Origin of the sequence: Novosphingobium terrae (assembly GCF_017163935.1) — a bacterium.
GTDB classification, from domain to species: Bacteria; Pseudomonadota; Alphaproteobacteria; order Sphingomonadales; family Sphingomonadaceae; genus Novosphingobium; species Novosphingobium terrae.
In genome coordinates, this window is the sequence record NZ_JABVZR010000001.1 from 3,009,702 (window position 1) to 3,035,467 (window position 25,766).

Consider the following 25,766-nt stretch of genomic DNA (forward strand, 5'->3'; position numbering starts at 1 on the left):
CTCCTATGAGGACAGAAGAGGGGAAGCGGTGATCGTCAGGCCCTCGGCATCGCTGTGGATGAAAGCCGGGCGGGCATCGGGCGCGGTGTGGCGGGCGTGGAAGCGCTCGATGGTCAGGCTCCGCACATGCCGCAGCCACAGTGCCCAAGCGGGCAGCGTGCCGAACATGCTGGGTTCGGGATAGGCATCCGGCACTAACGGAGGCTGCCGCCCGGCGTCTTCGGCGGTGCCGCCGCCCTGATAAGCCAGCGTGATGCCGCGCATTGTCACATCTTCAACCGGATGGCTTGGCAGACCGGCGATGGCGGCGGGGAAATGGTGATTGATGCCGCTGGCCGTGATGCCTTCCAGCAGGATGCGCCGCATCGCGCCCACTCTGGTGCCCGCAGGCCCGCGCAGCCTTGCGCCCAGCCGCAGGAAGATGGGCGCGGTGGTGACCTCTTCCATGGTCAGGTGGCGGGCGGTGATGTCCTCCACCACGGCGCCGTCGACGCTTTCGATGGCGAGGCCCCGGCTGCGCTGGAAGTGACAATCCTCGATGGTGATCCGGCGGATATCGCCATTGGTTTCGGTGCCGATCTTGATGCGGCCCGTCACATGGTCCTGATCGGGGGCCAGTTCCTGCGTACGGCCATGCGTCCCATCCAGTATCGTGCCCAGATCGAAGCCGGAGACCGTGCAATGGCGCACCGCAATGTCCTCGCTGGGCATGATCCGCCCCAGAGCAAGGCTGGTCTTGATGACGATGGCATCATCATTGGGGCTGTTGACGCGGCAATGCTCCACCACGCAGCGCTGCACGCAGTCCAGATCGATGCCGTCGCGCTGGGTATCGATGGTGAGGTCGCGCAGCACCATATCGCTGCATCCCGTGGCCAGAATGGCGAAATGACCGCCCCGGTCGATGGTGAAATCCGAAAGCGTCACCTGTCGGCATTCGCGCAGGGCAATCGCCTTGTTGCCCAGCCCGATCATCTCGGCATGACCCGTTTCCAACGCGGTGACTTGCGCGCCGCTCATGCCCTGCATCGAGAGCGGGCGTTCCCCCGATTGCGCCCGCCAGCGTGAGCCGGGGCCGTTGCGGGTGAGGCCCTTGCCCTCGATAAGGCCGGGGCCTGTGATTGCGATCTGGGTGAGGTTTTCGCCCCAGATCAGGCTGTTGTGCCAGTGACTATGGCCGAAGTCCTGATAGAGTTGCTCCCCATTGTCCTCGGGCTGATCATAGGCGCCGCCGTGAAGCGCGGGATCGGCAGCCTCAATCACCGCGCCTGCGTCCAGATGCAGCGTCACCCCGCTGGCCAGCCGGATCGAGAAGCAAAGGTAGCGCCCCGCAGGCACCATCACCACGCCCCCGCCCGCCTCATGCGCGGCGCGGATCGCTGCGTTGATGCCCTGATGCGCCAGAACGCGCCCATGGTTGGCGGCGCCGTAAGCGGTGACATCGAAGCGCTTCATCAGCGCAGATCCAGCACCACCAGCGCCTTGGCCGGAACATCCAGCGAGAGCTTGCCGTCGCGGATCACCGCTCCGGTAAAGGCGGCAGGCGCTACGCGCGCGGGGGTCGCAAAATCATTCACATCCTGCACCCGCCCGGCGGTCAGAATGCGCCCCGAAACCTGCGCGGCATTCACACCCGTCAGCGCGATCTCCAGATGATGCGGCTGGTTCGGATCGATGTTGACCAGCGCCACATGCACCGCGCCATCCTTCCCGCGCACAGCAGAGCCCGTCACGGCAGGCGCGGTCCATTCCTCGCGATTGTACCAGGTTTTTGGCAGGTCGAGCGGCAGGGCCGTGCCATCCTGCCATGGGCGGTAGAGGTCGAAGGTATGATAGGTGGGGGTCAGCACCATCTTGGGCCCATCGGTCAGGATCATCGCCTGCAGCACATTCACCATCTGGGCGATGTTGGTCATCCGCACGCGCTCGGCATGGTGGACGAAGATGTTGATGTTCACCGCCGCCAGCAAGGCATCGCGCAGGCTATTCTGCTGATAGAGGAATCCGGTGTTGGTGCCGGGCTCCACATCGGTCCAGATACCCCATTCGTCCACCGCCAGATTGACGCGGCGCGCGGGGTCATACTTGTCCATGATGGCGGAGTGCTTGGTGAGCAGTTCCTCCATACGCCATGTCTTGGCCATGGTGCGGGCATAATCGGTCTCGGTGAAATCGGTGGCCGATCCCCTGCCCTTCGGAGCGCCTGCCGTTTCGCCCGGCGTGGTGTAGTAATGCAGGCCGATGCCGTCGATCTGCTTGCCGGCCTCGCGCATCATCACTTCGGTCCAGTTGGTATCGGGGCCGTTGGCGCCGCTGGCGACCTTCTGGATCTTCACACCATAGGGCGCTTTCACAAAGGTGGCGTAGCGACGGGTGATCCCGGCGGCATCGTCGGGCCGCATGTTGCCGCCGCAGCCCCACAGCTCATTGCCAATGCCAAAATAGGGCAGCTTCCATGGCTCCTTGCGGCCATTCTTCGCCCGCTCCTGCGCCAGAGCGCCTTCGGGAGCGGTGATGTATTGCACCCACTCCTCCATGGCGGAGGGCGCATCGCTGCCGACATTGCCCGAGACATAGGCGTCCGCCCCGATCAGCTCGGCGAAGTCCATGAATTCGTGGGTGCCAAAGCTGTTGGGCTCGGTCACGCCGCCCCAATGGGTGTTGATGCGGGTGGGGCGGTTGGCGCGCGGGCCGATGCCGTCTCGCCAGTGATATTCATCGGCAAAGCAGCCGCCCGGCCAGCGCACCAGCGGCACATGCAAGGCGCGTAGAGCTTCCACCACATCCTTGCGATAGCCCTTGATGTTGGGGATTTTCGAGTTGGGACCGACCCAGATGCCGCCATAGATGCCATAGCCCAGATGCTCGGCAAACTGGCTGAAGATATGGCGGTCCACGGTCGCGCCCGGCGCATCGGCGTGGAGCGTGGCAGCCGTATCCGTCTGGGCTTGTGCCGAGGATGCCAGAGCGCTGCCGCCCAGCAGCAAAGCCATGGCACAGCGCGCCATCCAGCGTGAGGCAGGACGAATCATGGGGTTCCCCTCTCCAGGATTATTTTCATATATCGGTATGATGTCACGTATATTGAAAATCAAGTATAAGTCTTGCATAGTCATGGCATGACCTTGACCCGCACGCTGACCACAGGAATGATGACGGCCATGCTGTCGATCGCCGCCACCTCGCTGCATGCTGAAACGGCACCGCGCCTCTGGCGGCTGGATGGCCCCGCCAAGGCGGGAGAACAGGCGATTGCCCCCACCGCGCCATGGAATCCGGCGACGGGCGGTTATGAAAGCGATGGCGCACTCTCCCTGCCGGTGGCGGAGGGCAACTGGCTGGTCACGCTCGATATCGGCAGCGATGCGCATGCCGGAACCACCACCATCAAGGCCGAGAACCGCCGCCTGATGCTCGACCGCATTGCCAGCGCCAAGGGCCAGCATGTGGTGAGGCGCTTTGTGGTGCATGTGCATAATGCGTCGCTGGGCGCGGTGCCGCTCAATGCGCCGGGCGGGGATCATGTGCGGCTGACCCCGGCGCAGGCCGCCCAGCGCAATTGGGATGACAGGCTGACGCTGGAGGTGTTGGGGCCCGGTGCAACGGTGCGCTGGGTCAAGGTGGAACCGACGCAGGTGCCCACCATCTTCACGGTGGGCGATTCCATGGTGGCCGACCATCCCACCGAGCCCACCGGAAGCTGGGCGCAGTTCCTGCCCGCCATGCTGGATGATGGGATCGCCGTCGCCAATTATGCCGAGAGCGGGGCGACGCTCAAATCCTTCCTCGCCGATCTGCGGCTGGACAAGGCGCTTTCGCTGATGAAGCCGGGCGATGTGCTGATGATCCAGTTCGGCCACAACGATCAGAAGGCCAACTGGCCCCAGACCTATGCCGAGGCGAACACCACCTATCGCGCTTACCTTGCCGCCTATATCGCCGAGGCGCGGCGGCGTGGCGCCACCCCCGTGCTGGTCACCAGCCCGGAGCGGCGCAATTTCGATGCGGCAGGCCATATCGTTCCCTCGCTGGGCGATTATCCCAAGGTGATGCGCGACATCTCGCAGGAGCAAAACGTGCCGCTGGTCGATCTCAACCGCGCCAGCATCGCGCTGTATGAAGCGCTGGGGCCGGAACGCGCCCCCGCCATGTTCAACGACGAAGGCCGCGACAAGACCCATTACGACAATTGGGGCGCATGGATGGCCGCGCGCATCGTGGCCGATCAATTGCGCATCGCCCTGCCCGCGCTGGCATCGCATATCACCTCGGCGCCCTTCGATCCGGCCAGGCCCGAGAAGGCCGAGATTGCCGTTAGTGCCGCTCATTCCAGCCAGCGCCCACTCGGCAACTGACTCACAAAAGAGCCGCCGGGAGTTGCCTCCCGGCGGCCAGTGACACGCAGGGAGCGTGGTCAGAATTTGGCGTTCACGCCAAAAGTGATGGTCCTGCCAGTGCGCGTATCGAAAAGCGGGTCCTGACGGCCGCTGTCGATGTAGAGCACATTGTGAGTGTCGGTGATGTTCTGCACATCCACGGTCAGCTTCACCTGCTTGGTCAGATTGTAGCTGGCCGAGGCGTCGATATAGGTGGTGCCGTGATTGCCCAGAATGTCGCTGTCATTGGCGCCCGAGGGGATCTGGCGGATATAGGGCCCGCGATAGCTGACCGTACCGCGAATGCTGAACAGCTTGTTCTCATAGAACAAGGTGCCGCTGGCCGTATCGGGCGACATGTTCACCAGATTGGCGGTGGTGGAAAGCGTGGAGGTGGCACTGCTCTGCAGCACGTAATTCACGCGGGACGCCACATGGGTGTAGTTCGCCAGCAGGCCGAAATCTTTCGCAAAGCCCGGCAGGAAGGTGAAGGGCAGTTGCAGATTGACCTCGACACCGTTCAACGGCCCGCCCGGCGTGTTGACCGAACGCGTCACGGTGAAAAGATCGCTCGGCAATGTGTTCGAATTGGCCAGCAGCGTGTTGGGCAGGCCCAGCTGGCTGTAGGGCACCAGCGTGTTGACCGACTGGATGTAAGTGCTGATCTGCTTGTGGAAATAGGCCACCGAGAAGAGCGAACCGGGGCGGAAATACCACTCCAGCGCGGCGTCAAATGTGGTGGCGCGGATCGGGTTGAGATAGGGATTGCCGATGGTGGCCGTGCGCGTCACCGCATTGACCGCCCCGCCCGAGGGCAGCACCGCCAGTTCGGGCCGGCTCATCACCTTGGCGGCGGAGAGGCGCATCAGCAGGCTGGGCTTCAGCTCCAGCACGATGTTGGCCGAGGGCAGCCAGTCGGAATATTGCCGGTCGACGATGGCGGGGATCGCCACGGTGGGATAGGGGCCGGTGGTGGTGGCCGTGGGGATATAGCCCACCGTATGCTGCATGGTGTTGACGAAGCGCACGCCCACATCGCCGCGCACCGGGATCGGGAAGGTATCGGGCAGATCGAACTGCTGCATCACGAAGGCGCCCAGCTCCTGCTCGCGCACTTCGGGCGAGCCATTGCCGCATTCGATGCCGCAGAAGGTGAAGCTGTTGTAGCCCACCGCCTGCTTCCACTTCTCGATATCGGTGGCGGTGAAGCTGGAGAGCGCGCCGGGGTTGAGCAGCGTGTTGAGCCCGGTGATCTGATAGGTGAAGCTTGAGGTCGTCACGCCTGCGGGCAGAGCGGTGGTCGCCTGATTGGCCGGGGCGATGTTGAGCTGGCGGTTCTTGAAGGCGCTTTCGCGGAACTGGCCGCCGAACTTCAGCTTGAAATGATCGCTCCACGCCCAGGTAAAGCTGGTGTCATAGGTGAGGTTGCGCGTGGTGACATACCAGTTGCGGGTGTTGTAATTGCCCAGCACCGTGCCATCAGCCTTGCCCGGTGCGTAGGAGAAATTGGCCGGGTTCGAGACATCGATGCCATATTTCAGCACCGGGATGGAACCACCGCCCCGGAAGTCGATCGAAAAGGGCGCATCGATGGCGTCAAGATTGACCGTCAGGCGCTCGGGATTGTCGAAGATCGATTTGGACCAGCCGCCCATCACATCGACGGTCAGCTTATCGGTCAGATCGTGATGCAGCGTGATGTTGCCCTGAGCGAAAGTGGTGGTGAAACGGTCCACCAGACTTTCAGAGCGCAGATCCACGCCATTGAAAGCGCCATAGAGCAGCGAGCCGTTGGACTTCAGCTGAATATCGGTGACCGAGGTCATCGGCTGGCCATTGTTGCTGGCATTGCGCGCGAAAGAGAGCGCATCGATGTAATTGTCATGCCGCACCACATGATAGCGGCTGAACAGGCCATCCACCACGATCTCGGTGCGGTCATCGGGCTTCCACTGGATGGACAGCGATCCGCCCATGCGCGTGGCATCCTGCACCGAGTTGAGATAGCGCGGGATGCGCGGCAGAAAGACGCCGCCGCCCGGCTGACCCGAAGGCCCCGTCAGCGACTGGATCAGATTGTAGGCCGCCGTGCTGCCGGTGCGCGGATTGCCGGTGGAGCAATTAGCGGCATCGGTGCCTTTCAGCGCGCTGGTCGCGGGGTTCTGCGGGGTAACGCCAACAGGTGAGCAGAAGCCGCCATTCACATAGGTCGGCAGAATGTTCACCGCCGAATAGCCCACCTCGCGGATGTTGCGATGGCTGTAGCTGAAGGTGCCCAGAATGCCGAGCGTGCCGTCGTTGTTCTGCTTGGAGATCAGCAGCGAGACGCGCGGATCGACCTTGCGGCTGACCTCATTCCACACGCCCTTGGCGGAAATGGTGGCAACGAAGCTCTTGTGGAAGTCGAGCGGATGCGGCGCCTTCAGATCGACGGTGGCGCCCAGCGAGCCTTCCTCCACGTCAGCCGAGGGCGTCTTGCGCACCGCCAGTTCGGAGAAGATTTCGGTGGGGAAGACGTTGAAATCGAAGCTGCGCCCGGTGTTGCCCGCGCCGTAAATGTCGGAGGAGCCGGTCTGCGCCGTGCCTTCCATGCCGTTGAGGCGCACGCGCGTGAAGGCCGCGCCAAGGCCGCGCACGGCGATGTTCTTGCCCTCGCCGCCGTCGCCGCGGGCCAGCGCGATGCCGGGCACGCGCTGCATCGATTCCGCCAGATTGGAATCGGGGAATTTGCCGACATCCTCGGCCTTGATGGCATCGATGGCGGCCGCCGATGTGCGCTTTTCCTGAAGCGCGGCATTCAGCGATGAACGAAAGCCCGTGACGACGATCTCACGGTCAGGCTCCGCAGGCCTGGCGGCGGGTGCCGCGCTTTGGTCCGACTGATCCTTGTCTTGCGCCAAGGCCGGCGTGGCCAGCAGCGCGCTTGCCGTCAGACCGGCGATCACCATGGCCAGTCGGGAAGGAGATGGACGCAGGCGCCCCCCGGTCGAATGCATCGATTGCCCCAAAACATCCTCCATTTTTGTCTTCGTCCCGGCCGCGTACCCCCCTGTCGAGTCGCTGCACCGAGCCTGTGTTGCTTCATGAATAGGTATGAGATGGCGGCAATGTCAAAGCATATATCGCAACAATGTTTCACATTGTGATCAGTTAAGTTGAACTTATTGACGATGAAGGACTTATTTTTTGCATATTTGGTGCAACCGCATTTCACATAGCGCACATCGCATTGCTCTTCAGACCAATTGCCGTCCGCATGGAAACGCCCTATATCCGTGCCTATGAGCGACAAAGACACTGCCGACGACGCCGGTGAGAGCAACGGCGAAACCACGATCAAGGGCGCCCAGACGCTGATGCGCGCGCTCGACATTCTCGACGAGGTGATCGACCGCCCAATCCGCGCCGCCGATCTGGCCCGCAAGCTGAACATGAACCGCACCACCGCGCATCGCCTGGCCCACGCCTTGCGCCTGCGCGATTATCTCTCGGTCACGCCCGAGGGATTTGCGCTGGGCCCCAAGCTGCTGCAGCTGGGCGCTTCGGCCAGCGAACAGACTGATTATGTCCGCATCGCGCGGCCCAAGATGGAAGCGCTGTCGAACCAGACCGGTTTCTGTGTGTTCATCGGCAACCGTGAGGGCAATTGGTCGCGCCATCTCGACCGGATCACCGGACGCCAGCGGCTGCGTGTCGCCACCGCTCCGGGCGACCGCCGCCCCATCGCCGAGACGGGTCTGGGCAAGGCGCTGTTGCTCGATGACACCGAGGCGAGCTGGAAGAAGCTGTGGAAACAGGCCCATGCCGATGCCGCCAGCGATGAAGAGATCGCCGCTTTTCTGGAGCGCATGCGCGGCTACAAGGCCGAGGGTCTGGTCCGCCATGACAGCGAGCTGGGCGATGGCGTGCGGTCCATCGCGGCGCCGGTGCGCAATGCGCGCGGGGCCATCGTGGTGGCGATCAGCATCGCCAGCGCGGCGACCTATCTCACCGACGATATCGCCGGCGATCTGGCCGAAGGCGTGCGCCACTGCGCGCAAGAAGTCAGCGCCGCCATCGGCTGGCGTCCGGATCGCTGAGTGACCGCGCTCCTTCTCGGGGCGCGGTGACCACAGGATCTTGTACGCTCCCAGCCATGGGCGGGGGTGACAGGGCGGGCTAAACCCTCGGGCTGAACAGGGCCGAGGGGAGAGAAACGCATGGCTGTATCGTTGCGCCTGCTGTGGGTGTCGGCGGGGTTGATGCTGACCACATCGGCCTCTGCCCAGACTGAGGCACCGATGGCCGATCTGCCGATCCTCGGGCTGGCGCAGGTGTCCTTTCGGGTGAGCGATTTGGCGACATCACGGCATTACTACCACGATGTGCTGGGCCTGCCTGAAGCCTTCGATTTGAAGGACAAGGCCGGGCATGTCCGTTCGGCTTACTTCAAGATCAATGACGAGCAATATCTCGAACTGATCCCCGGCCTGCGCGCGGGTGACAACAACCGGCAGGCAAGGCTGGTGGTGCAGGCTTCCGATCTTGAAAAGCTGCATGCAATCTACACCGGGCGCAGCCTCCATCCCGGCCCGATCACGCCGGGCCCGGATGGCAATCCTTTGTTCCGGATCGTGGCGCCCAATGGCTTGCCGCTCGATTTTCTGCAGTATGCACCGGGCTCGCGCCAGGACTTGCTGCGCGGCAAACTGCTGACGGATCAGCGTATCTCGACCCATCTGCTGCATGCCGGAACCATGGTGACGGATGATGCCACCAAGGCCTTCTTCGCAAGGCTTGGCTGGGGCAAGGTGCTGCCCGGGCCGCGCGGCGACTATATCGAAACGCCCGCATCCGACAAAAATCTGGAGACCAAGAACCCTCCCCTCGATCCCGGCAATCCAGCCACCCGCGCCCAATATCTGCGCGAGGTCTCCGGCGCGGTGAACCACTTTTCGCTGGAGATCACCGATATGCATGCCGCGCGCGAAGCGTTGAAACGGCGGGGCCATTATGACGATGTTCGCCTGCGCGTCGCCTCGGGCAACAACCATCACTGGCTGCTGCATCTCTTCGATCCCGACGGCACCCGCACCGAACTGATGAGCAAGGACCCGGTCCCCGCCGGTGTCACGCCCTTTTCGGTGATGCCGCCGGGCCCGCCCGCGCCGCCGATCCCGCCGACCACACCGGGCGTCTATCCCTGGCCCTGAATGCCCACCCGATAGAGGGAGGAATGCCTTGAAACGGATCGCTCTTGCCACCTGCCTGCTGGCCTGCGCCGCCCCCACTCTGGCGCAACGCCCCCCGCGCTACATCGAACCCACGCCCTACACTTTCGATGACCATCAAGGCTGGCAATCGATGTTCAACGGCAAGACCCTCCAGGGCTGGGAGGGCCAGATGGACGCATGGAAGGTGGAAGGCGGCGCCATCACCGCCACGGACCATGGCAACAGCCCCTCCATCTACCTCTTCTGGAAAGGCAACGACGGCGGCGACCTCAAAGATTTCGAGTTCAAGACCGAGATCAGGCTGGAGGGCGACAAGGCCAACAGCGGCGTGCAATTCCGCGCCCAACTGCTGGGCAAGACCGACAAGCCCAATTCCGAATGGGAGTCCTTCGGCTATCAGGCCGATATGGACTTTGCCAATGTCCAGACCGGCGCACTGATCGAATGCTGCGCCGGACCACATCGCGGCCCCTCGCCCCGGCCTTTCCGCGCCAGCATGGGCATGGCGCTGCGCACCGCGCCCGAAGCTTCAGGCACGCCATCGCTGATCGGGCGGATTGGCGATCCTGCCCCGCTGAAGGCCAGCATCCATACCGGCGGCTGGAACCAGTTGCATGTGATCGCGCGCGGCCACACGCTGTTTTATCTGATGAACGGCGTGCTGATGTCGACCGTGCAGGATGACGATCCCGCCCGCTTCATCGCCCATGGCCGCCTCGCCATCCAGCTTGAGGGCAGCGGGGATCGCAAGGTGTCCTACCGCAACATGTGGCTGAAAACTATCCCTGAAGACCCGCCCCGGCTTGTGCGCCGGGGCGGGTCGCAGGCCTATTGGCAAAAGGGCGCCGCCCCCATCACCGATTTGATGCCGCCGATCAGCATGGCCTGGAATTCGTCGGCGCCGGGCATGCCATGGGGCTGGTAGGTGCGCGTGTCATGGCCCAGTGTGGTCGCCCAGACCTTGCCGCCATCGTAATACTGGCACCACGCCACCGGGTGGAAATCACCATGCCCGGGATGATGCCCCACCACGGAAGGATAGCGCGGGTGGACCAGATAGTCCGGCAGGATCGCCCCGGGCTCGCCCATTGTCGCGGCGATGCTTTTGGCGTCGCCCCCCACCTTGGGCGGCGTGGCCCATGACTTTTCGTCTGTCGTCGCCAGAAAGCGCACATGGGTGGGGAAGGGCACCAGATTGTACCACTCATCGCGATAATGGAACCGCTTGGGCAGCCCCTTGGTCGAGGCGTCCTTGTCGTCCACAATCACCACATCGCCCTCGCGCGCGGGCAGATGATCGTAGAAATTGGCGCCGCCCAGCATGCCCTCATAATAGGGCCAGGTGTAATTGGTGCCGAAGGCGTTGTGGATCGCCACGAACCCGCCGCCCGCGCGCATATATTGCCGCAGCGCCGTCTTGGCGGTGTCATCGAGGATCTCGCGCGAGGTCGAGAGGAAGATCACCGCATTGTAGCCATTGAGGCTGGCCATCTGCGTCACATCCTCGGTCCAGTCGACATCCCAGCCCTGCTCATGCGCCATGCGGATCATGCCCGCCTGCGCCACATTGTCAGGCCCCAGCGGCGGGTTGAGCCCGGCGGGCAGAACATGGCCCAGATTGGCATGGCGCGAAGCACCGGTGCGCGAATAGATCAGGATGCGGTATTTGGTGGTCGGGGCGCGGGGCCAGTCGTGATAACATTTGGGATCGAGGCCGCGGCAGACGCCATAGTCCATCTCACCCAGATTGTCGTTGATGGGGCCGCCCGGATTGCCGGTCTGCGCCATGGCCTGACTCGTTAACGCACCCGCCAGCATGATGGCCAGCATGGCGCTGAATCTCGAACGGCTCATGGCTCTCTCCCTGATGTTCTCCGGTGACGAACCGGATGGTCCAGATGTGCGATGCGCCTCTTCGGCGAGAAAATCCAGCCTTTCCAGCTGCGGGTCACGGGCACTAAGTGCCTGTTGTTAAAGGCAGGAATGCAATCGATCAGCATTGATCGCATTTTCCGCAAGTCCTGATCGGTTTTTCGCACTTGCGGCAAATCTGCTGCGGTGCAATAAAAGCCCTGCCTTTCAGGCATCCTCTCCCAAACTTTCTAAAGGGCCGGTCTTCGGATCGGCCCCTTTTTTTGCCCTTCTCAAACCCGTTGGACAAAGCCGGGCGTCATGATACGCTCCGAGTCGCTGTCGAATGGGCGGCAGCATGGGACCCGGGGGGGACCTATGACAAGAATGCACCATAATGTGCCTGCGTCGCGACCTGTAACGCGCAAAATGCCGACTCCACAAACCTGCTCTGACCGGGCAGCCATCTGTATGGCTGTGCCCGCCTTTACGCTGCTGCTGCTGTGTTTCTGGTGGCTGCATATCCTCTAGGCGGAGCATAAGGCCCAGCGCGGCAAGGCCGATCGGCTTTGGCGCGCGAAGCTCTGCCTGATAACCGGCCTGCGTTCGGCAGCTTTTAGCGGTGTGGCAATCATCCCCACACCGTCTATAGGGACGCCAGCGCAATTCCGGCATTTCAGGCAGACCTATGGCCCGCAAACATTCCAAACGTGATCCCTATGGCGACCTCGACCGCGAGGATGAGGAACAGGCGCCGCCGCCGGTGCCCTGCTGGCTCTGCGGGCGGCCCACAGGCCAGACGATCGTCTGGCATCACCCCATCCCGAAGAGCCGGGGCGGGCGCGACGTGGTGCCGATGCACCCGATCTGCCAGCAGACGCTGATCGCCAATTTCACCAATTCCGAACTGCAGCGCCACGGCATGGATGTGGAAGGCCTGCTGGCCAATCCGGCTGTGCGCAAATTCGTGGACTGGGTGGCCAACAAGGACCCGGATTTCACGGCGCCTCTGGCCAAGAAGCAGCGCTGATCGCAGCTCAGGAGAGGCCGCTGCTCTGGCCGCAGCCTCTCCCTGCCCGCTGAGTCACACGGAACCGACAGCAAAAATCCCTTTGCAGACGAGCGGGACTGAAATAGCTCTACCCCATAACAAAAGGGAGAGCCGTTCCGCCATGACCAACCGCCGCGATTTTCTGGCCAGCGGAGCGCTGCTGTCCCTGACCATGAGCGACAGAGCTCTGGCAGCCCCTGCCTCTACCGATGATGGCACACCCCATCTGGACCTCGCGATGGAGATCATCGTCGACATCGGCGAGACCGAGGATATGGGCGAAGGCCCGCTGGGCCACCGCCGCATCGTGCCCATTCTGGGTGGCAGCTTTTCCGGCCCCCGCTTGCGCGGCAAGGTACGCCCCGGCGGCGCCGACCGCCAGCTGATCCGCAGCGACGGCATGCACCAGTTGAGCGCGCTCTACGAGCTGGAGACCGATGATGGCGCGGTCATCACCGTGCTGAACAAGGTGATGGTCGAAACGCTGCCCGATGGCGCGCGCTATGCCGTCTCCGCCCCGGAACTCACCGCTCCCAAGGGCCCGCATGACTGGCTGAACCACGCTGTTTTCGTGGGCACGCTGACCAGCCTGAAACCGGCGCGGCAGGCCGTCAAGATCCGCTTCTTCCGCGTGTCGTGAGAACCTGCCGGGAACGTCTTGCGCGAATCGCGGATAAGCATTGGAAAACATGGTGCGCCCGACTGGATTCGAACCAGTGGCCCCAAGCTTAGAAGGCTCGTGCTCTATCCAACTGAGCTACGGGCGCACACCATGGCTGCCAAGCGAAGCGCCCGGCAAGCCCTCCCATAGCCATGTCTTGCCCCCCGCGCAAAGGTGGTTACTGTGCTTTTTCACCCGTCATCACATTCCTTACCCCCCACCGGAGCCCCGCATGACCGACCAGACCCACCTCCGCACCGTCGAGGCAAGCGATCTGGCCCAGAAACCCATGCGCTATTTCGACTTCGTCATGGCTGCTTTCGTGGCGATCCTGCTGCTCTCCAACGTGCTGGGCGCGGGCAAGGTGGCCAAAGTCGATCTGCCCGTCATCGGCGATTGGCCCTTTGGCGCGGGCATCCTGTTCTTCCCGCTGGGCTATCTGATCGGCGATATCCTCACCGAGGTCTACGGCTACGCCCGCGCCCGCCGCTGCGTGTGGGTGGGCTTTGTGGCGCTGCTGTTCATGGCATTTATGTCGTGGGTGGTCGTCACCCTGCCCCCCGCCCCCGACTGGACCGGCCAAAGCGCCTATGACGCGGTTTTCGGCCAGGTGCCGCGCATCGTCATCGCCAGCGTCTGCGCCTTCTGGTTCGGGGAATTTGCCAACAGCTTCGTCCTCGCCCGCATGAAGGTGTGGACCAAGGGCGAGAAGCTGTGGACACGCACCATCGGCTCGACAGTGGTGGGCCAGGCGGTGGACAGCATTGTGTTCTACCCGCTGGCGTTTCTGGGCGCCTCGGGCTGGACGCCCGCGCTGGTGGTGAAGGTGCTGGTAACCAACTGGGCGCTGAAAGTGAGCTGGGAGGTCATCCTGACGCCCGTCACCTATATGGTCGTCGGCTTCCTGAAGCGCGCGGAGGGCGTGGAGGTGTTCGATACGCACACCAATTTCACGCCGTTCAGCGCGAAGGTTTAAGGGAATAAGCAGGGGGTGTTACACCCCCTGCACCCCCATGACGTCTCCCGACGATAGGATGGGAAAAGCCGAAGCCTGGCGCCCAACCTCTCCGCCCCGCAGGGAGTGACTGCCTGCGGCGCTGCGACATTGCGCCAAGGCCGAACCCTTGGCGCCACGCCGACAAGTCATGGGAGCGCGAGGGGGTAACCCCCTCGCATTTCCCCTTTCCCTGAAAACCTTCAATCCGCGATCAAAGCCGCCACCAGATAGATCAGCACCGGCGCGCCGACGCCCAGCAGGGTGGCCAGGACGAAGACGATCCGCACCAGCGTCACATCGAGATCGAAATACTCGGAGAGGCCCGAGCAAACGCCGAGCAGCTTGCGGTTGGAACGGCTGAGAGCGAAAGACTTGCGCTGCGGAAGAGCCATGATGATACCCCTTGAGATTGTCTGGAGCCCGGCGAAGCATGTCCGCCCGGCGATACAGCCAGCATCGCAACACCCATGCCAAATGCTGAAAACCGCGCAAATTGGCGCCCTCGCCCTCAGCTCCGGTGCAAATTCCCCCAAGGTTTGGCGAAAATTCCACCATGGCGCCCGCTCGCCAACCCCGTTACAGCCCGCCCATGCTTGACCGCATCCGCCTCGCCTGGTTCCGCAACCACCGCAACACCGCGCTCAGCGGCGCGCGGGCGTTCAACCTGCTGCTGGGCGAGAATGGCGCGGGCAAGACCAACATTCTCGAAGCGATCAGCCTCTTCGCGCCGGGCCGGGGCCTGCGCCGGGCCGCTCTGCCCGAGATGGCAGGGCAAGGCGGGGATGGCTCCTTCGCGGTGGCGGCCGATCTGGTGCTACCGGGCGGCGAGCCCCTGCGCATCGGCACCGGCACCAGCCCCGACAAGCCGGGCCGCCGCATCCTGCGCGTCAATGGCGCGGATACGCCCGCCGTCGCGCTGGGCGAGCACCTCTCGATCTTCTGGCTGACCCCGGCGATGGACCGCCTCTTCACCGACAGCCCCTCGGCCCGCCGCCGTTTCCTTGATCGCATGGTGCTGGCGGTGGAACCGGCGCATGCCCGCGCCTCCTCGCACCTTGAGCGCGCGCTGACCGAGCGCAACCGCCTGCTCGCCCTGCCTGCGACGCCCGACCGCCAGTGGCTCGATGCCATTGAGGCGCAGCTGGCCGAGGCGGGCGCCGCCGTCGCGCAGGCCCGTGCCCGGCTGATCGAGCGCCTCAACGACATCCTCGCCCGCCTGCCCGATGCGCCCTTCGCCCGCCCCATCCTGACGCACGCCCCGGGCGGCCCCCTGCAGCGTGACGATCTGGCCGCAGCGCTGGCCGCCTCCCGCCCGCGCGACCGCGCCGCCGGGCGCACGCTGACCGGCCCTCACCGTGACGACATGCTGGTGACCATGGCCGCCAAGAACCAGCCCGCCGCCGACTGCTCCACGGGTGAGCAGAAGGCCATGCTGATCGCCATCACCTTGGCCCATTGCGAATTGTCCGGCGCGGCGGTGTCCGGCCTGCCGCGCCTGCTGCTGCTGGATGAGGTGGCGGCGCATCTCGATCCCGTCAGGCGCGGCGCCCTGTTCGAGCGCCTGGCCGCCAATGGCGCGCAAGTCTGGATGACGGGCACCGAGCCGGAGCCGTTCGAGGGGCTGAAAGAGGCCTCCGTGTGGCGGATCGCTGAAGGGGGCCTTCAAGCGGAGGAATAATAAGGTGCGGGGTGGGGTCTGCCGGTCGCTTGCCTCAAGAGACATTCTCCTCGCGCTCCCGGAAAGTTTTCTGGCGATGGGGCGCCTTCTTCACAGGGCAATGATAAGGCTGGATTAGTTCACATGCCCTGTATAGTATGGCGCCGAATTGGGGAGAGCGTAACACATCGGGGGATGAAACTGGAAAGGCACCTTATGTATAAGGCCAGCGTATTTCGAACGAATGTTATTGATATCGCCCTGCATACAATCGGTCTCTACAGCGTTGCGGCATCGGATTTGCTGCTCGGCACGGCGGTGCAGGAGAGCGGCGGATTTCGCTGGAATCGGCAGCTCGGCAATGGTCCGGCCCGGGGCTATTTCCAGATGGAGGTGGCGACCCACAATGATATCTGGACCAACTATCTGAAATATAGGCATGCCTTGGGCGATCTGGTCAAAAAGACCTTGAAGCCGGGCGAAAGCCCGACCGCCGAGACGCTGGTGACCAATGAGTATTATGCGGCTGCCATGGCCCGCGTGCGATACAAGCGCGCGCCCGCGCCACTGCCGCCGGCCGGCAATGTTCAGGCTTTGGCCGATTACTGGAAGCAATATTACAATACAGCGGGTGGTCGCGGAAACTCGCAGGAATTTGTTGCGAATTGGGCGAGGTATGTCCAATGAGCAAGGCTCTGGCACGGGGGAAAACCCCTTTTTGGGGCATGGCTCTGATGTCGGCCATGCCTTTCCTGATGGCGCAGCCGGCCTATGCGGCGGGCAAGCTTCTGGTGCAGTTGCATGTCACAAAAGCGGATCTGGTGCCGAAAAAGCCGGGAAGCCATTACATCAACGGCTTCGTCGATGGCGGGCAATTCGAGATTCTGCTCAGGCCCTCATCCGTGCCCGTGCAGGCACCGATGTGCCACGGGTCAATCATTGCGCGCATGCCGTGGAGCAATCCGAGGCAACCGGGCACCGGCCCTGCCATCGCCGCGAAAAAGCAGCTGTTTGACAAGTTCGAAGCCTTGCAGGCTGGGCGTATCACATCCGTGGATGTGACGGTCGATGCGGCGCCTTATGGCAAGCAGGTTTCCGCCTCACCGAGGGTCATCAGGCTGAGCGAATGCAACGTCTTCTTCCTACAGCCAAGCCCGTAAAGACTGCGATGCCATCATGCGCGCGCCATTCAGGCAGAGCGCAAGGCTGACAGTCATGGGAGCGCGAGGGGGTAACCCCCTCCTTCCTTCTTCAAGCTTTACGGAACTCAAACCGGCTGCATCACCAGCGCCAGCCCGTCATCGGCGAAGCTGGCTCGCCCCAGCCCCATGGCGAGAGCACAACCACCCGGAGCGATCACCTCACCCGCGATATGCACCTCGCCCTTCAGCGGCGCCACCAGCACAGGGCGATCGCCATAGCGCGCCGCCAGATCGCCGCCGGGCACGCCCTCCAACCGGTCCAGCCGGAAGTAAGGCCCATCGACCAGCGCGGCATTGCCATGCTCACCCACATGTTTGTGCCAGCGTGACAGGTCATAGACCTCGCCCAGCGACACGGCGATGCCATCGTCCAGATGCAGCTCGCGCGGGCGGCCATAGTCATAGAGGCGATAGGTGATGTCGCTGTTCTGCTGCACCTCCACCACCGTCACCCCCGCGCCGATGGCATGGACAGTGTTGGCCGGAATGTAGAAGAAATCGCCCGGCTTCACATCGTGCCAGACCAGCTTTTCCTCGATGCTGCCGTCCAGAGCGGCTGCACGCATAGCCTCATGGCTGATGGGCTCGCGAAAGCCGATGCCGAGCTGGCCACCGGGCTCGGCGGCGATCACGAACCAGCATTCCTCCTTGCCCTGCTTGCCCAGGCCGCGCTCCAGCGTCTGCGTGTCGCTGGGGTGGACCTGCACGGAAAGCTTGTCGCTGGTGAAGATGTATTTCACCAGCAGCTCGGGCAGCGCCGGGGGCGGCTCGAACCAGATCTCACCGATCTGGCGGCCATCAGGCGCGGTGAAAGGCGGGGGCAGATCGGTGCGCCCCCAGGGCTTGTCCACCAGCTTGACGGGCAGTTCGCCCTGCATTGCCACGATGCTCATCGCACGCTCCTTCATGTGCTGGTCCGGGGCCTGCTTACTGATTGGCCGCGCCATACAGCTTGCCGACCTTCTGCACGCCGGCCACCGAGGTGATCATCACATCGGGCCCATCGACCACGACGATCGCATCCTCCAGCCCGATGACCGAAACATGCGCGCCATCACTCTCAACCAGAACGTTGCGGCATCCCACGAGTTCCGCCTTGCCGATCACGCTGTTGCCCGCCGCGTCACGATCACGCGCTTCCCACAAGGCATGCCAGTTGCCGATGTCGCTCCAGGCCATGGCGGCGGGGACGACGGCGGCGCGCTGGGTCTTTTCCATCACCGCGTAATCAATTGATTCGCTGGGCACCTGCGCGAAAAGCTCCGCATCCGGGTGGAAGCGGCGGCCATCCTCATGGCCTTGCGCCACGGCGGCGCGCACGGCCTGCGCAATATCGGGCCGATGGGCTTCCAGCTCGCGCAGATAGTCACCGGCGCGGAAGGCGAAGATGCCACCGTTCCAGCTGTAGGTGCCTTCGCTCAGGAACTGCATGGCGCGTTCCAGATCGGGCTTTTCCACGAAACGATCAACCTTGTAGCCGCCCGTGCCCACGATCCCTTCGCCCTGCTTCACATAGCCAAAGCCGGTTTCCGGCGCCGTGGCCGCAATGCCGAAGGCCACCAGCCAGCCCTGTGTGGCAAGCGCCTCTGCCGTGCGCGCGGCGATCACAAAGGCTTCGGGATTGCCGATATGGTGGTCGCTGGGGCAGACCAGCATCACGCTGTCCTCCGGCACACGCAACGCGGCCAGAGCGATCGCGGCGGCTGTGTTGCGCGCGGCAGGTTCCACCACCACGCCGGCATCGGGTGCCAGAGCCAGCTGGCTTTCCACATGCTCCAGATGGGCCTTGCCGGTCACGATGATCGGCGCGGCGAAAATCTCGCGGTCGGCGGCGCGGTGCAGCGCCGCCTCAAACAGGGTGCGGTCCCCCACCAGCGGCAGGAAAGGCTTGGGCTTGGCCGCCCGACTGCGCGGCCACAACCGCGTCCCGCTTCCTCCGCACAGAACCACTGGGGTAATCATCTCAAACAGCTCCTCAGCGACAGCCGGATTCCGCAAGACCGGACCGGGCACACAAGCGCCCCATCCGCACCTTCCTAGCCCCAACCGACGCAATTTACACGGGCTATTCGCTTATGCAGCAAACTGCGCTGTTCCGGCAAGGTCCAGAAGGATGAGATTAAGCCGCTTCTTGTTCCAAATGGGCGCATTTGCACAACAAGCTGTCCCCGCAACCCAGCCTTGCAGCCTGCCTTGCCGGGGCGGAAAGAGCCATTCGGCGGGCTTCTTCCACAACCTCCGGAACGGATCAGACGGATACCCACACGCTTTCGACGTCCCGCCCTGAAACAGCGCCATGGCGAAACCGCATGCAGGCGCCATTCATGCCAATTGTGGCCTGTTAAGATTTGTGCGATGCAACCTTGATCCTCACCCCGTTTCTTGCGGAACGCCAGCCTCATGAGCTTTTACGGCGCCTTTTTTCGCACGCTGTTCTGGCGTCCGCGCCGGGCGACACAGGCGCTCTACTGGCATGCCAAGGGGCAGGCGCTGCGCGCGCGCAGCCTGTTGCGCGCCGGCGCTGCCCCACCGCCACAGACTGGCGCTCCGCAATCGCCCCATGCCTATCAGGTCTGGATCGACACCGTCGAGCGGCGCGAAAAAACCATCGCTCAGGCCCCGAAAGCCATCGAGGAATGGGCAACCAGGCCCCGCCTCACCGTGCTGCTCTATCAGGAGCAGGGCGCCGCACCCGGCGCTTTCGAGCGCTGCGTCACCGCACTCAGCCGCCAGATCTATCCGCATTGGGAGCTGGTGCTGGTGCAATCGCATGAGGTGCAGCCACCGCTCGCCATCGCCGTGCCCCGGCTGGTGCTGGCCCCCAGCCGCGCCAGCAATGCCGCCGCCGCGCTGAGCATCGGCATGCACTCGGCCAGCGGCAGCCATATCCTGCCGCTGGCGGTGGGCACGCGGCTGGCGCCCACCGCCCTCTATCACTTTGCCGAGGCGCTTCAGGACCACCCCCAGGCCGATGTGTTCTATGGCGATCACGACCATACCGGGCTGATGGGGCTGCGGCGGCGGCCATGGCTCAAGCCCGAATGGAACCGGGCGATGTTCCTTTCACAGGATTACCTCAGCCCCGTCTGCCTGCTGCGTGCCGAGCATCTGACCGCTGCCCTGCCGCTGCCCCCCGCTCTGGCCGAGGCGGCGATCTATGCCGTGCTGCTAGGCGTCACCGCGCGGGCGGAGGCCAGCGTGGTGCATGTGCCCCATATCCTCGCCCAGATCGGCAAGGAGGACGAGCGCGACACCGAAGACCGCCCGGAAACCCCTGAGGACAACCCCGAACCCGATCTGGCGCCTGCCTTTGATGGCGCTGTCTTTAACGGCACCACCGCCGGGTCGATCGAAGATCTGCCTGTCGCCCCCGCCGCGCCGCCGCTGGAGCAGGCCGAGATCCCCCTCTCCACCGCACCGGAGCAGCCCGCCCCGGTGGGCCGCCATGCCGCGCGCCTCGCCGCCCTTGCCCGCGCGCTGGAGCATGAAGGCGCAACCATCACCCCCGGCCCCTGGGGCACGCATCGCATCGACTGGCCCCTGCCCGAAGACCCCGGCCCCGTCAGCATCCTGATTCCCGCCGGACAAAAGGCCGAACCGCTGCGCCGCTGCGTGCTCAGCCTGCTGGGCGCCACCCGCTATGCCCGGCGCCATGTCGTGATCGCCAGCCACGGCATGCCCGGCGCCGATATGGAGCGCTATCTGGGCCGCATCGCGCAAAACCCGCGCGTCACCGTGCTGCGCATGGCCGACGCGCCCAGCAGCGCCGCCCTGCTGAACCGGGCGGCACGCGCCGCGCAGGGGCGCTTCCTCTGTCTGATGAGCCCGCAGGTCGAAGTGCTGGACGACCTCTGGCTCACCGCCCTGCTGCGCCACGCCATCCGCGCCGAAACCGGGGCGGCAGGGGCAAGGCTGCTCAACCGCAACGGCACCATCCATCACGCCGGGCTGGTTGTCGGGCTGGGCGAAGGCGCGGGCCACGCCCACCGCTATCAGCGTGATACCGATCCGGGCTATTTCGCCCAGGCCCATATCACGCGCCATGTCACCGCCGTCAGCAGCGCCTGCCTGCTGATCGACCGCGAGAAATTCGAGGCGGCAGGCGGCCTGGACGAGGACGCCTTCGCCCATGCGTTCCATGACGTGGATCTGTGCCTGAAGCTGGAGCAGGCGGGCCTGCGCAACATCTATGTGCCCGAAGCCCTGCTGCTGCATCACGATATGCCCGTCAGCCGCCGCCCCGCCCGCCACGGCGACGAGTTGGCCATGCTGCGTGAGCGGTGGGGCACCGATACATTCCGCGACCCGCTCCACCACCGTTATCTGGATCGCAAGAGTGAGCGTTACACGCTGAGTTTATAGGCCGGAAGAAAAGAGGATATGCGAGGGGGTTACCCCCTCGCGCTCCCATGAATGTCCGCGTCGCAACACAGTCAAATAACGGGACTGCAAAAAGCGATGGTCCTTTGCCCGCCGGAGGCAAAACGCCTTACGCCTTGGGCAGAGCGTCCTTCACCGTGCCGATGGTGGCCTTCACCATGGCCTCCACGCCCTGCGGCGTGGGGTGGATATGGTCGGGCAGCTGCATGCCCTCCTTGCCCATGATCGGCGCCATGAAGAAGGGCACCAGCGCGGTGTGGTGCTTTTTGGCCAGATCGGGATAGATCGCATCGAAGCTCTTGCCATAGGCCTTGCCCATATTGGGCGCCGCCAGCATGCCCAGCAGCACGACAGGGATATGCTTCTCCTCCAGCTTCGTGAGGATCGCATCCAGATTGGCCCGCGCCGTCTCGGGCGAGAGCCCGCGCAGCATATCGTTGCCCCCCAGCGAAATCAGCACCAGATCAGGCTTTTGCCCGCCCAGCGTAAAGTCCAGCCGGGCGAGGCCATCGGCAGTGGTGTCGCCCGAAACGCCGGCATTGGTGACGCTCGCTGCCACACCCTGCGCGCGCAGGGCCGCCTCCAGCCGGGCAGGATAGGCCTGCTGGGGCGTGATGCCATAACCGGCCAGCAGGCTGTCGCCCAGCGCCACGATCTTCGCTCCCTGCGCTTGCGGCGCACTCTGCGCCGAGGCCGCGCTGCCGGTCGCGGCGTCCTCCGGCTTCTGCCCGCAACCGCCCAGCGCGAGCGCGCAAGCCAGCACCGCCGCCATCATCCCAGCCTGACGCAAAATCCTGCCCTTTCCTCGCTGTAACCTTTTGTGCGCCGCAGCACCTTGTCGCGCGGGCACCCGCGCGCCATATCCATCTTGTGACAAACGCCCCGGAAAGCAAGCCCGCCATCACGGCGAACAATCTCACCCTCACGCTGGGGCAAGGTGCGGAGGCGACGGCGATCCTGCATGGCGTTTCACTGACTGTGCCCCAAGGGCAGGTGGTTGCGCTGCTGGGGCCTTCGGGATCGGGCAAATCATCGCTGATGGCGCTGCTGTCGGGACTGGAACGCGCCAGCGGCGGCCAGTTGATCGTGGCCGATCAGGACTTTTCCCAGCTGGACGAGGATGCTTTGGCACGCGCCCGAAGGGGCCGCATCGGCGTGGTGCTGCAGGCCTTCCATCTGCTGCCCACCATGACCGCGCTGGAAAATGTGATGACCCCGCTGGAGCTGGCGGGCCTGCCCGATGCCGAAACCCGTGCCCGTGAGGAGCTGGCGGCTGTCGGCCTGACGCACCGCCTCACCCATTATCCCACGCAGCTTTCGGGCGGCGAGCAGCAGCGCGTCGCCATCGCCCGCGCTCTGGCCCCCCGTCCCACGCTGATCTTCGCCGACGAGCCCACCGGCAACCTCGACCATGCCACAGGCGAGGCGATCATCGAACTCCTTTTCGCCCGTCGCGCCGAAAGCGGCGCCACGCTGGTGATCATCACCCATGACGAGGCGCTGGCCGCCCGCGCCCAGCGCATCATCCGCCTTTCCGACGGCCATATCGCCAGCGACAGCCTGAACGATCCGCACCACACCAGCGAAAACCTCCACGCCAGCCACGATCGCACGTCATGAGCGATGCCACGCTTTCATGGGGCATGGCATGGCGCCTGGCGCGGCGCGATCTTTCGGCGCGCTTCCGGGGCCTGCGGCTGCTGCTGGCCTGCCTGTTTCTGGGCGTGGGCGCGCTGGCCGCCACCGGCACGCTGACCGCCACCATCAACCATAACCTTGCCACCAAAGGCCGCCAGACCTTGGGCGGCGATGTGCAGTTCACGCTCTGGCAGCGCGGGTTGAACCCTCAGGAACGCGCGGCGCTGGGGCGCTATGGCACGCTCTCGGAAGGCAGCCGGATGCAGGCGATGGCCAGCTTCGGCGACACCACCGCCCCCATCGAGCTGAAAGCCGTCGACCAGAACTGGCCGCTGGTGGGCCGCCTGACCTTGGCCGATGGCCGCAAGGTGGGCGCGCCCTCAGCGGGCGGCGCATGGCTCTCTGACGGCGCGGCGCAGAGGCTGGGCATCACGCCGGGCCAGCATTTCACCATCGCCGGGCAGAGCCTGACCGCGCTGGGCATCATCGCCGACGAACCCGACCGCCTCTCCGAAGGCTTTGCCCTCGGCCCCACGATCATCACCGATGCAGGCTTTCCCCATCGCGCCGGGCTGGACGCGCCGGGCGCGATGATTCGCACCCGCACCCGCATGGCCTGCGCGCAGAGCTGCGATGCTCAGGCGATTGCGGACCGGCTGAAGGCTCAGCTGCCCAGCTCCGGCATCGATATCCGCACGCGTGACAAGGCCGCGCCGGGCGCCGAGAACTTTATCGGCCGCATGGGCGATTTCCTCGATCTGGTGGGGCTGGCCGCCCTGATGATCGCGGGCCTCGGCATCGGCGGCGGCACGGCCAGCTATCTTGAAGCCCGGCGGCAGGCGATTGCCACGCTGAAGGTTCTGGGCGCCACCTCTGCCGATATCGCGCGGATCTATGTGGCGCAGATTGCCGCTGCCGCTCTGGCCGGAAGTCTGGCCGGGCTGGTGGTGGGCACCGCCGTGGTGCCGCTGCTCACCCATGCGCTGTCCAGCGTGCTGCCGGTGGATGAGGGGTTGATCCTCTCGCCCCTCGCGCTGAGCCGCGCGGGAGGCTGGGGCCTGCTGGTGGCGCTGGTCTTCGCCGCGCCGCCTTTGGCCGCCGCGCGCGATTTTCCCGCCATGGCGCTGATGCGCGCGCGGGTAGCGGGTGCCGGGCAACGCTGGAGGCGAGGCGCTTTTGTGCCCGTGGCGCTGGGTTTGGTGGCGATTGTCGCGTTGGCCTTCGCGGGCTCCGCCAACATCCGGACCACCGCGCTGTTTATCGCGGGCGCTGTGGGCAGTTTTGCCCTGCTGGGCGCTTTGGGCTGGGGGCTGCGCGCTCTGGCGGCGCGGCTGCCGCGCCCGCGCGATCCCATTGCCCGCATGGCGCTGGCCAATCTGCACCGCCCCGGCGCTCAGACCGGAAGGCTGGTGACGGCGCTGGGCTTCGGCCTCTCGGCCTTTGTGCTGCTGGCGGTGGTGCAGTCCAGTCTGGATGCCAACATCGCCCGCCGCGTCCCCGCCAAGGCGCCGGACTATTTCGCCGTCGATCTGCCGCCCGATCAGCTGGGCACCTTCACGCAAGCGGTGAAGGCCACCGCGCCCGGAGCACATGTTCGCACCGTGCCCGCCCTGCGCGGCGCCATTCTGGCCTATGGGCCGGACAACGCCCCCACGCGCGTCGCCGATCTGAAAGAGGTGCCCGACGACGCCTGGGCGCTGAAAGGCGAACGCGGCCTGACCTTCAGCGACAGTGTGCCCGAGGGCAACACTGTCACCGAGGGCACATGGTGGACGCCCGCCAATGCCGACCAGCCGCAGGTCTCGGTGGATGAAAAGCTGGCCAAAACCATCGGCCTGCATCTGGGCGACAGCATCACCATCGGCCTGCTGGGCGTGGAGCGCAGCGCGAAAGTCACCTCCTTCCGCCGCATCGACTGGGACAGTTTCGGCTTCAACTATGTGCTGGTCTTCTCGCCCGGCGCGCTGGCCGGGGCACCCTACAAGCTGGCGGCAACGATCAGCCTCGATCCCGCCCATCGCTCTGGCGCGGTGAAGGGCGCCTTGCTGTCCCGCCTGACCAAAGCTTTGCCGGGCACCTCGGTGGTCGAAGTCGGCCCGCTGCTGAGCGCGGCCCGCGATCTGTTGGGGCAGGTCTCCACCGCCATCCTCGCGGCGGCCAGCATCGCCGTGCTGGCAGGGATCGCGGTGTTGATCGGGGCGATTGCGGCGGCGCGGGCCTCACGGCTCTATGACAACACCATCCTGCGCGTGCTGGGCGCCAGCCGGGGTCAGTTGCTGGCGTTGCAGATGGCGGAATATGGCTTGCTGGCGGGGCTGCTGGCGCTGGTTGCGCTGGCGCTGGGCAGCAGCCTTGGCTGGCTGGTGGTGGTGAAGCTCTTCAGCTTCGACTTCCTGCCCGACTGGCCTCATGTGCTGCTGGTGCTGGGCGCGGGTCTGGTGGTGGTGCTGGGCTTTGCCTTTGCCAGCTCTCTGCCACTGCTGAACGCCAGACCGGCGCGGGCCCTGCGGGAGCTTTAGAAAGGCTCCCGCGGCTGCACCTCGCGCTCTTCAACCCTTTCGACGTGGTTACGGATCATCCGCAGCACGGTCAGGCCGCCAATCCCCGTCATATATTCCCACCACACATATTTGTGATGGTAGGTCTGCCACCAGGCAAGGCAGATCACCGCGACAATCGCGACCATATGAACCCAAAACAGGACGCGACCGAGTTGAACATCACGCATCCTGCCCTCCTG

General features: G+C 64.7%; 22 protein-coding genes and 1 tRNA gene. 13 read left to right on the forward strand and 10 right to left on the reverse strand.

Translation table 11 applies throughout. The features are described from left to right. Window positions 1-3: 3 nt before the first annotated feature. Complete coding sequence (locus HGK27_RS13425; protein ID WP_206241189.1) at window positions 4-1,455, reverse strand: rhamnogalacturonidase; 1,452 nt, start codon at window positions 1,453-1,455, stop codon at window positions 4-6. Next, window positions 1,455-3,032 carry an alpha-N-arabinofuranosidase gene (locus tag HGK27_RS13430; protein ID WP_241127138.1) on the reverse strand — a complete coding sequence of 526 codons (1,578 nt, stop codon included), beginning with the start codon at window positions 3,030-3,032 and terminating at the stop codon, window positions 1,455-1,457. Before HGK27_RS13430 ends, HGK27_RS13425 begins: the two co-directional genes overlap by 1 nt. A gap of 87 nt (window positions 3,033-3,119) precedes the next feature. Between HGK27_RS13430 and HGK27_RS13435 the strand changes: the two genes are divergently transcribed. Continuing rightward, window positions 3,120-4,355 carry a rhamnogalacturonan acetylesterase gene (locus HGK27_RS13435; RefSeq protein WP_206241191.1) on the forward strand — a complete coding sequence of 412 codons (1,236 nt, stop codon included), beginning with the start codon at window positions 3,120-3,122 and terminating at the stop codon, window positions 4,353-4,355. A 59-nt stretch (window positions 4,356-4,414) separates the two neighbouring features. Here the strand turns inward: HGK27_RS13435 and HGK27_RS13440 are convergent, their stop codons facing one another. Continuing rightward, the gene (locus tag HGK27_RS13440; RefSeq protein WP_206241193.1) at window positions 4,415-7,372 is read right to left on the reverse strand and encodes a TonB-dependent receptor; all 2,958 of its coding nucleotides are present in this window, start codon (window positions 7,370-7,372) and stop codon (window positions 4,415-4,417) included. A 285-nt stretch (window positions 7,373-7,657) separates the two neighbouring features. On the opposite strand from HGK27_RS13440, the gene HGK27_RS13445 reads away from it, so the two are divergent. The 3 genes from HGK27_RS13445 to HGK27_RS13455 all read left to right on the forward strand — a co-directional run bounded on the left by HGK27_RS13445 (window position 7,658) and on the right by HGK27_RS13455 (window position 10,514). After that, the gene (locus HGK27_RS13445) at window positions 7,658-8,455 is read left to right on the forward strand and encodes an IclR family transcriptional regulator (protein WP_241127139.1); all 798 of its coding nucleotides are present in this window, start codon (window positions 7,658-7,660) and stop codon (window positions 8,453-8,455) included. A 120-nt stretch (window positions 8,456-8,575) separates the two neighbouring features. Further along, the gene (locus HGK27_RS13450; RefSeq protein ID WP_206241194.1) at window positions 8,576-9,568 is read left to right on the forward strand and encodes a VOC family protein; all 993 of its coding nucleotides are present in this window, start codon (window positions 8,576-8,578) and stop codon (window positions 9,566-9,568) included. A gap of 28 nt (window positions 9,569-9,596) precedes the next feature. Further along, entirely contained in the window at window positions 9,597-10,514 is a 918-nt protein-coding gene (locus tag HGK27_RS13455; RefSeq protein WP_206241195.1) for a 3-keto-disaccharide hydrolase, read from the forward strand. Here HGK27_RS13455 and HGK27_RS13460 read toward each other — a convergent pair. Next, the gene (locus HGK27_RS13460; protein WP_206241196.1) at window positions 10,418-11,443 is read right to left on the reverse strand and encodes a ThuA domain-containing protein; all 1,026 of its coding nucleotides are present in this window, start codon (window positions 11,441-11,443) and stop codon (window positions 10,418-10,420) included. The genes HGK27_RS13455 and HGK27_RS13460 overlap by 97 nt on opposite strands. A 685-nt stretch (window positions 11,444-12,128) precedes the next feature. On the opposite strand from HGK27_RS13460, the gene HGK27_RS13465 reads away from it, so the two are divergent. Both HGK27_RS13465 and HGK27_RS13470 read left to right on the forward strand, forming a co-directional pair. Continuing rightward, window positions 12,129-12,470 carry a hypothetical protein gene (locus HGK27_RS13465; RefSeq protein WP_206241197.1) on the forward strand — a complete coding sequence of 114 codons (342 nt, stop codon included), beginning with the start codon at window positions 12,129-12,131 and terminating at the stop codon, window positions 12,468-12,470. Between the two features lie 142 nt (window positions 12,471-12,612). Then, the gene (locus HGK27_RS13470; RefSeq protein WP_206241198.1) at window positions 12,613-13,131 is read left to right on the forward strand and encodes a DUF3237 domain-containing protein; all 519 of its coding nucleotides are present in this window, start codon (window positions 12,613-12,615) and stop codon (window positions 13,129-13,131) included. Between the two features lie 50 nt (window positions 13,132-13,181). On the opposite strand, the gene HGK27_RS13475 is transcribed toward HGK27_RS13470, so the two are convergent. Continuing rightward, a tRNA-Arg gene (locus HGK27_RS13475) sits at window positions 13,182-13,258 on the reverse strand. A 126-nt stretch (window positions 13,259-13,384) separates the two neighbouring features. Between HGK27_RS13475 and HGK27_RS13480 the strand changes: the two genes are divergently transcribed. Continuing rightward, the gene (locus HGK27_RS13480) at window positions 13,385-14,128 is read left to right on the forward strand and encodes a queuosine precursor transporter (protein WP_206241199.1); all 744 of its coding nucleotides are present in this window, start codon (window positions 13,385-13,387) and stop codon (window positions 14,126-14,128) included. Between the two features lie 221 nt (window positions 14,129-14,349). Here HGK27_RS13480 and HGK27_RS13485 read toward each other — a convergent pair whose 3' ends face one another. Then, complete coding sequence (locus HGK27_RS13485; protein ID WP_206241201.1) at window positions 14,350-14,541, reverse strand: PspC domain-containing protein; 192 nt, start codon at window positions 14,539-14,541, stop codon at window positions 14,350-14,352. A 197-nt stretch (window positions 14,542-14,738) separates the two neighbouring features. Between HGK27_RS13485 and recF the strand changes: the two genes are divergently transcribed. The 3 genes from recF to HGK27_RS13500 all read left to right on the forward strand — a co-directional run bounded on the left by recF (window position 14,739) and on the right by HGK27_RS13500 (window position 16,966). Further along, entirely contained in the window at window positions 14,739-15,827 is a 1,089-nt protein-coding gene (gene recF, locus HGK27_RS13490) for a DNA replication/repair protein RecF (RefSeq protein ID WP_206241203.1), read from the forward strand. A gap of 195 nt (window positions 15,828-16,022) precedes the next feature. After that, window positions 16,023-16,493 (forward strand): hypothetical protein, encoded by a 471-nt coding sequence (locus HGK27_RS13495; RefSeq protein ID WP_206241205.1) that lies wholly within the window; start codon window positions 16,023-16,025, stop codon window positions 16,491-16,493. A 47-nt stretch (window positions 16,494-16,540) separates the two neighbouring features. Beyond that, the gene (locus HGK27_RS13500) at window positions 16,541-16,966 is read left to right on the forward strand and encodes a hypothetical protein (protein WP_206241207.1); all 426 of its coding nucleotides are present in this window, start codon (window positions 16,541-16,543) and stop codon (window positions 16,964-16,966) included. Window positions 16,967-17,073: 107 nt separating this feature from the next. Here the strand turns inward: HGK27_RS13500 and HGK27_RS13505 are convergent, their stop codons facing one another. Beyond that, entirely contained in the window at window positions 17,074-17,901 is an 828-nt protein-coding gene (locus HGK27_RS13505; RefSeq protein WP_407674618.1) for a class I mannose-6-phosphate isomerase, read from the reverse strand. Between the two features lie 34 nt (window positions 17,902-17,935). Then, a complete protein-coding gene (locus tag HGK27_RS13510; protein WP_206241209.1) occupies window positions 17,936-18,970 on the reverse strand; it encodes a mannose-1-phosphate guanylyltransferase in 1,035 nt (344 codons plus the stop codon). 438 nt (window positions 18,971-19,408) lie between these two features. Here HGK27_RS13510 and HGK27_RS13515 point away from each other — a divergent pair, with 438 nt between their 5' ends. Next, window positions 19,409-21,370 (forward strand): glycosyltransferase, encoded by a 1,962-nt coding sequence (locus HGK27_RS13515; protein ID WP_206241211.1) that lies wholly within the window; start codon window positions 19,409-19,411, stop codon window positions 21,368-21,370. A gap of 127 nt (window positions 21,371-21,497) precedes the next feature. On the opposite strand, the gene HGK27_RS13520 is transcribed toward HGK27_RS13515, so the two are convergent. Continuing rightward, a complete protein-coding gene (locus HGK27_RS13520; protein ID WP_241127141.1) occupies window positions 21,498-22,178 on the reverse strand; it encodes an arylesterase in 681 nt (226 codons plus the stop codon). A gap of 80 nt (window positions 22,179-22,258) precedes the next feature. On the opposite strand from HGK27_RS13520, the gene HGK27_RS13525 reads away from it, so the two are divergent. Beyond that, window positions 22,259-23,008 carry an ABC transporter ATP-binding protein gene (locus HGK27_RS13525; RefSeq protein WP_407674619.1) on the forward strand — a complete coding sequence of 250 codons (750 nt, stop codon included), beginning with the start codon at window positions 22,259-22,261 and terminating at the stop codon, window positions 23,006-23,008. After that, window positions 23,005-25,545, forward strand: coding sequence for an ABC transporter permease (locus HGK27_RS13530; protein WP_206241213.1), 2,541 nt, complete (start codon window positions 23,005-23,007; stop codon window positions 25,543-25,545). Before HGK27_RS13525 ends, HGK27_RS13530 begins: the two co-directional genes overlap by 4 nt. Here the strand turns inward: HGK27_RS13530 and HGK27_RS13535 are convergent. Then, window positions 25,542-25,754 carry a hypothetical protein gene (locus tag HGK27_RS13535; RefSeq protein WP_206241215.1) on the reverse strand — a complete coding sequence of 71 codons (213 nt, stop codon included), beginning with the start codon at window positions 25,752-25,754 and terminating at the stop codon, window positions 25,542-25,544. The genes HGK27_RS13530 and HGK27_RS13535 overlap by 4 nt on opposite strands. Window positions 25,755-25,766 lie beyond the last annotated feature (12 nt).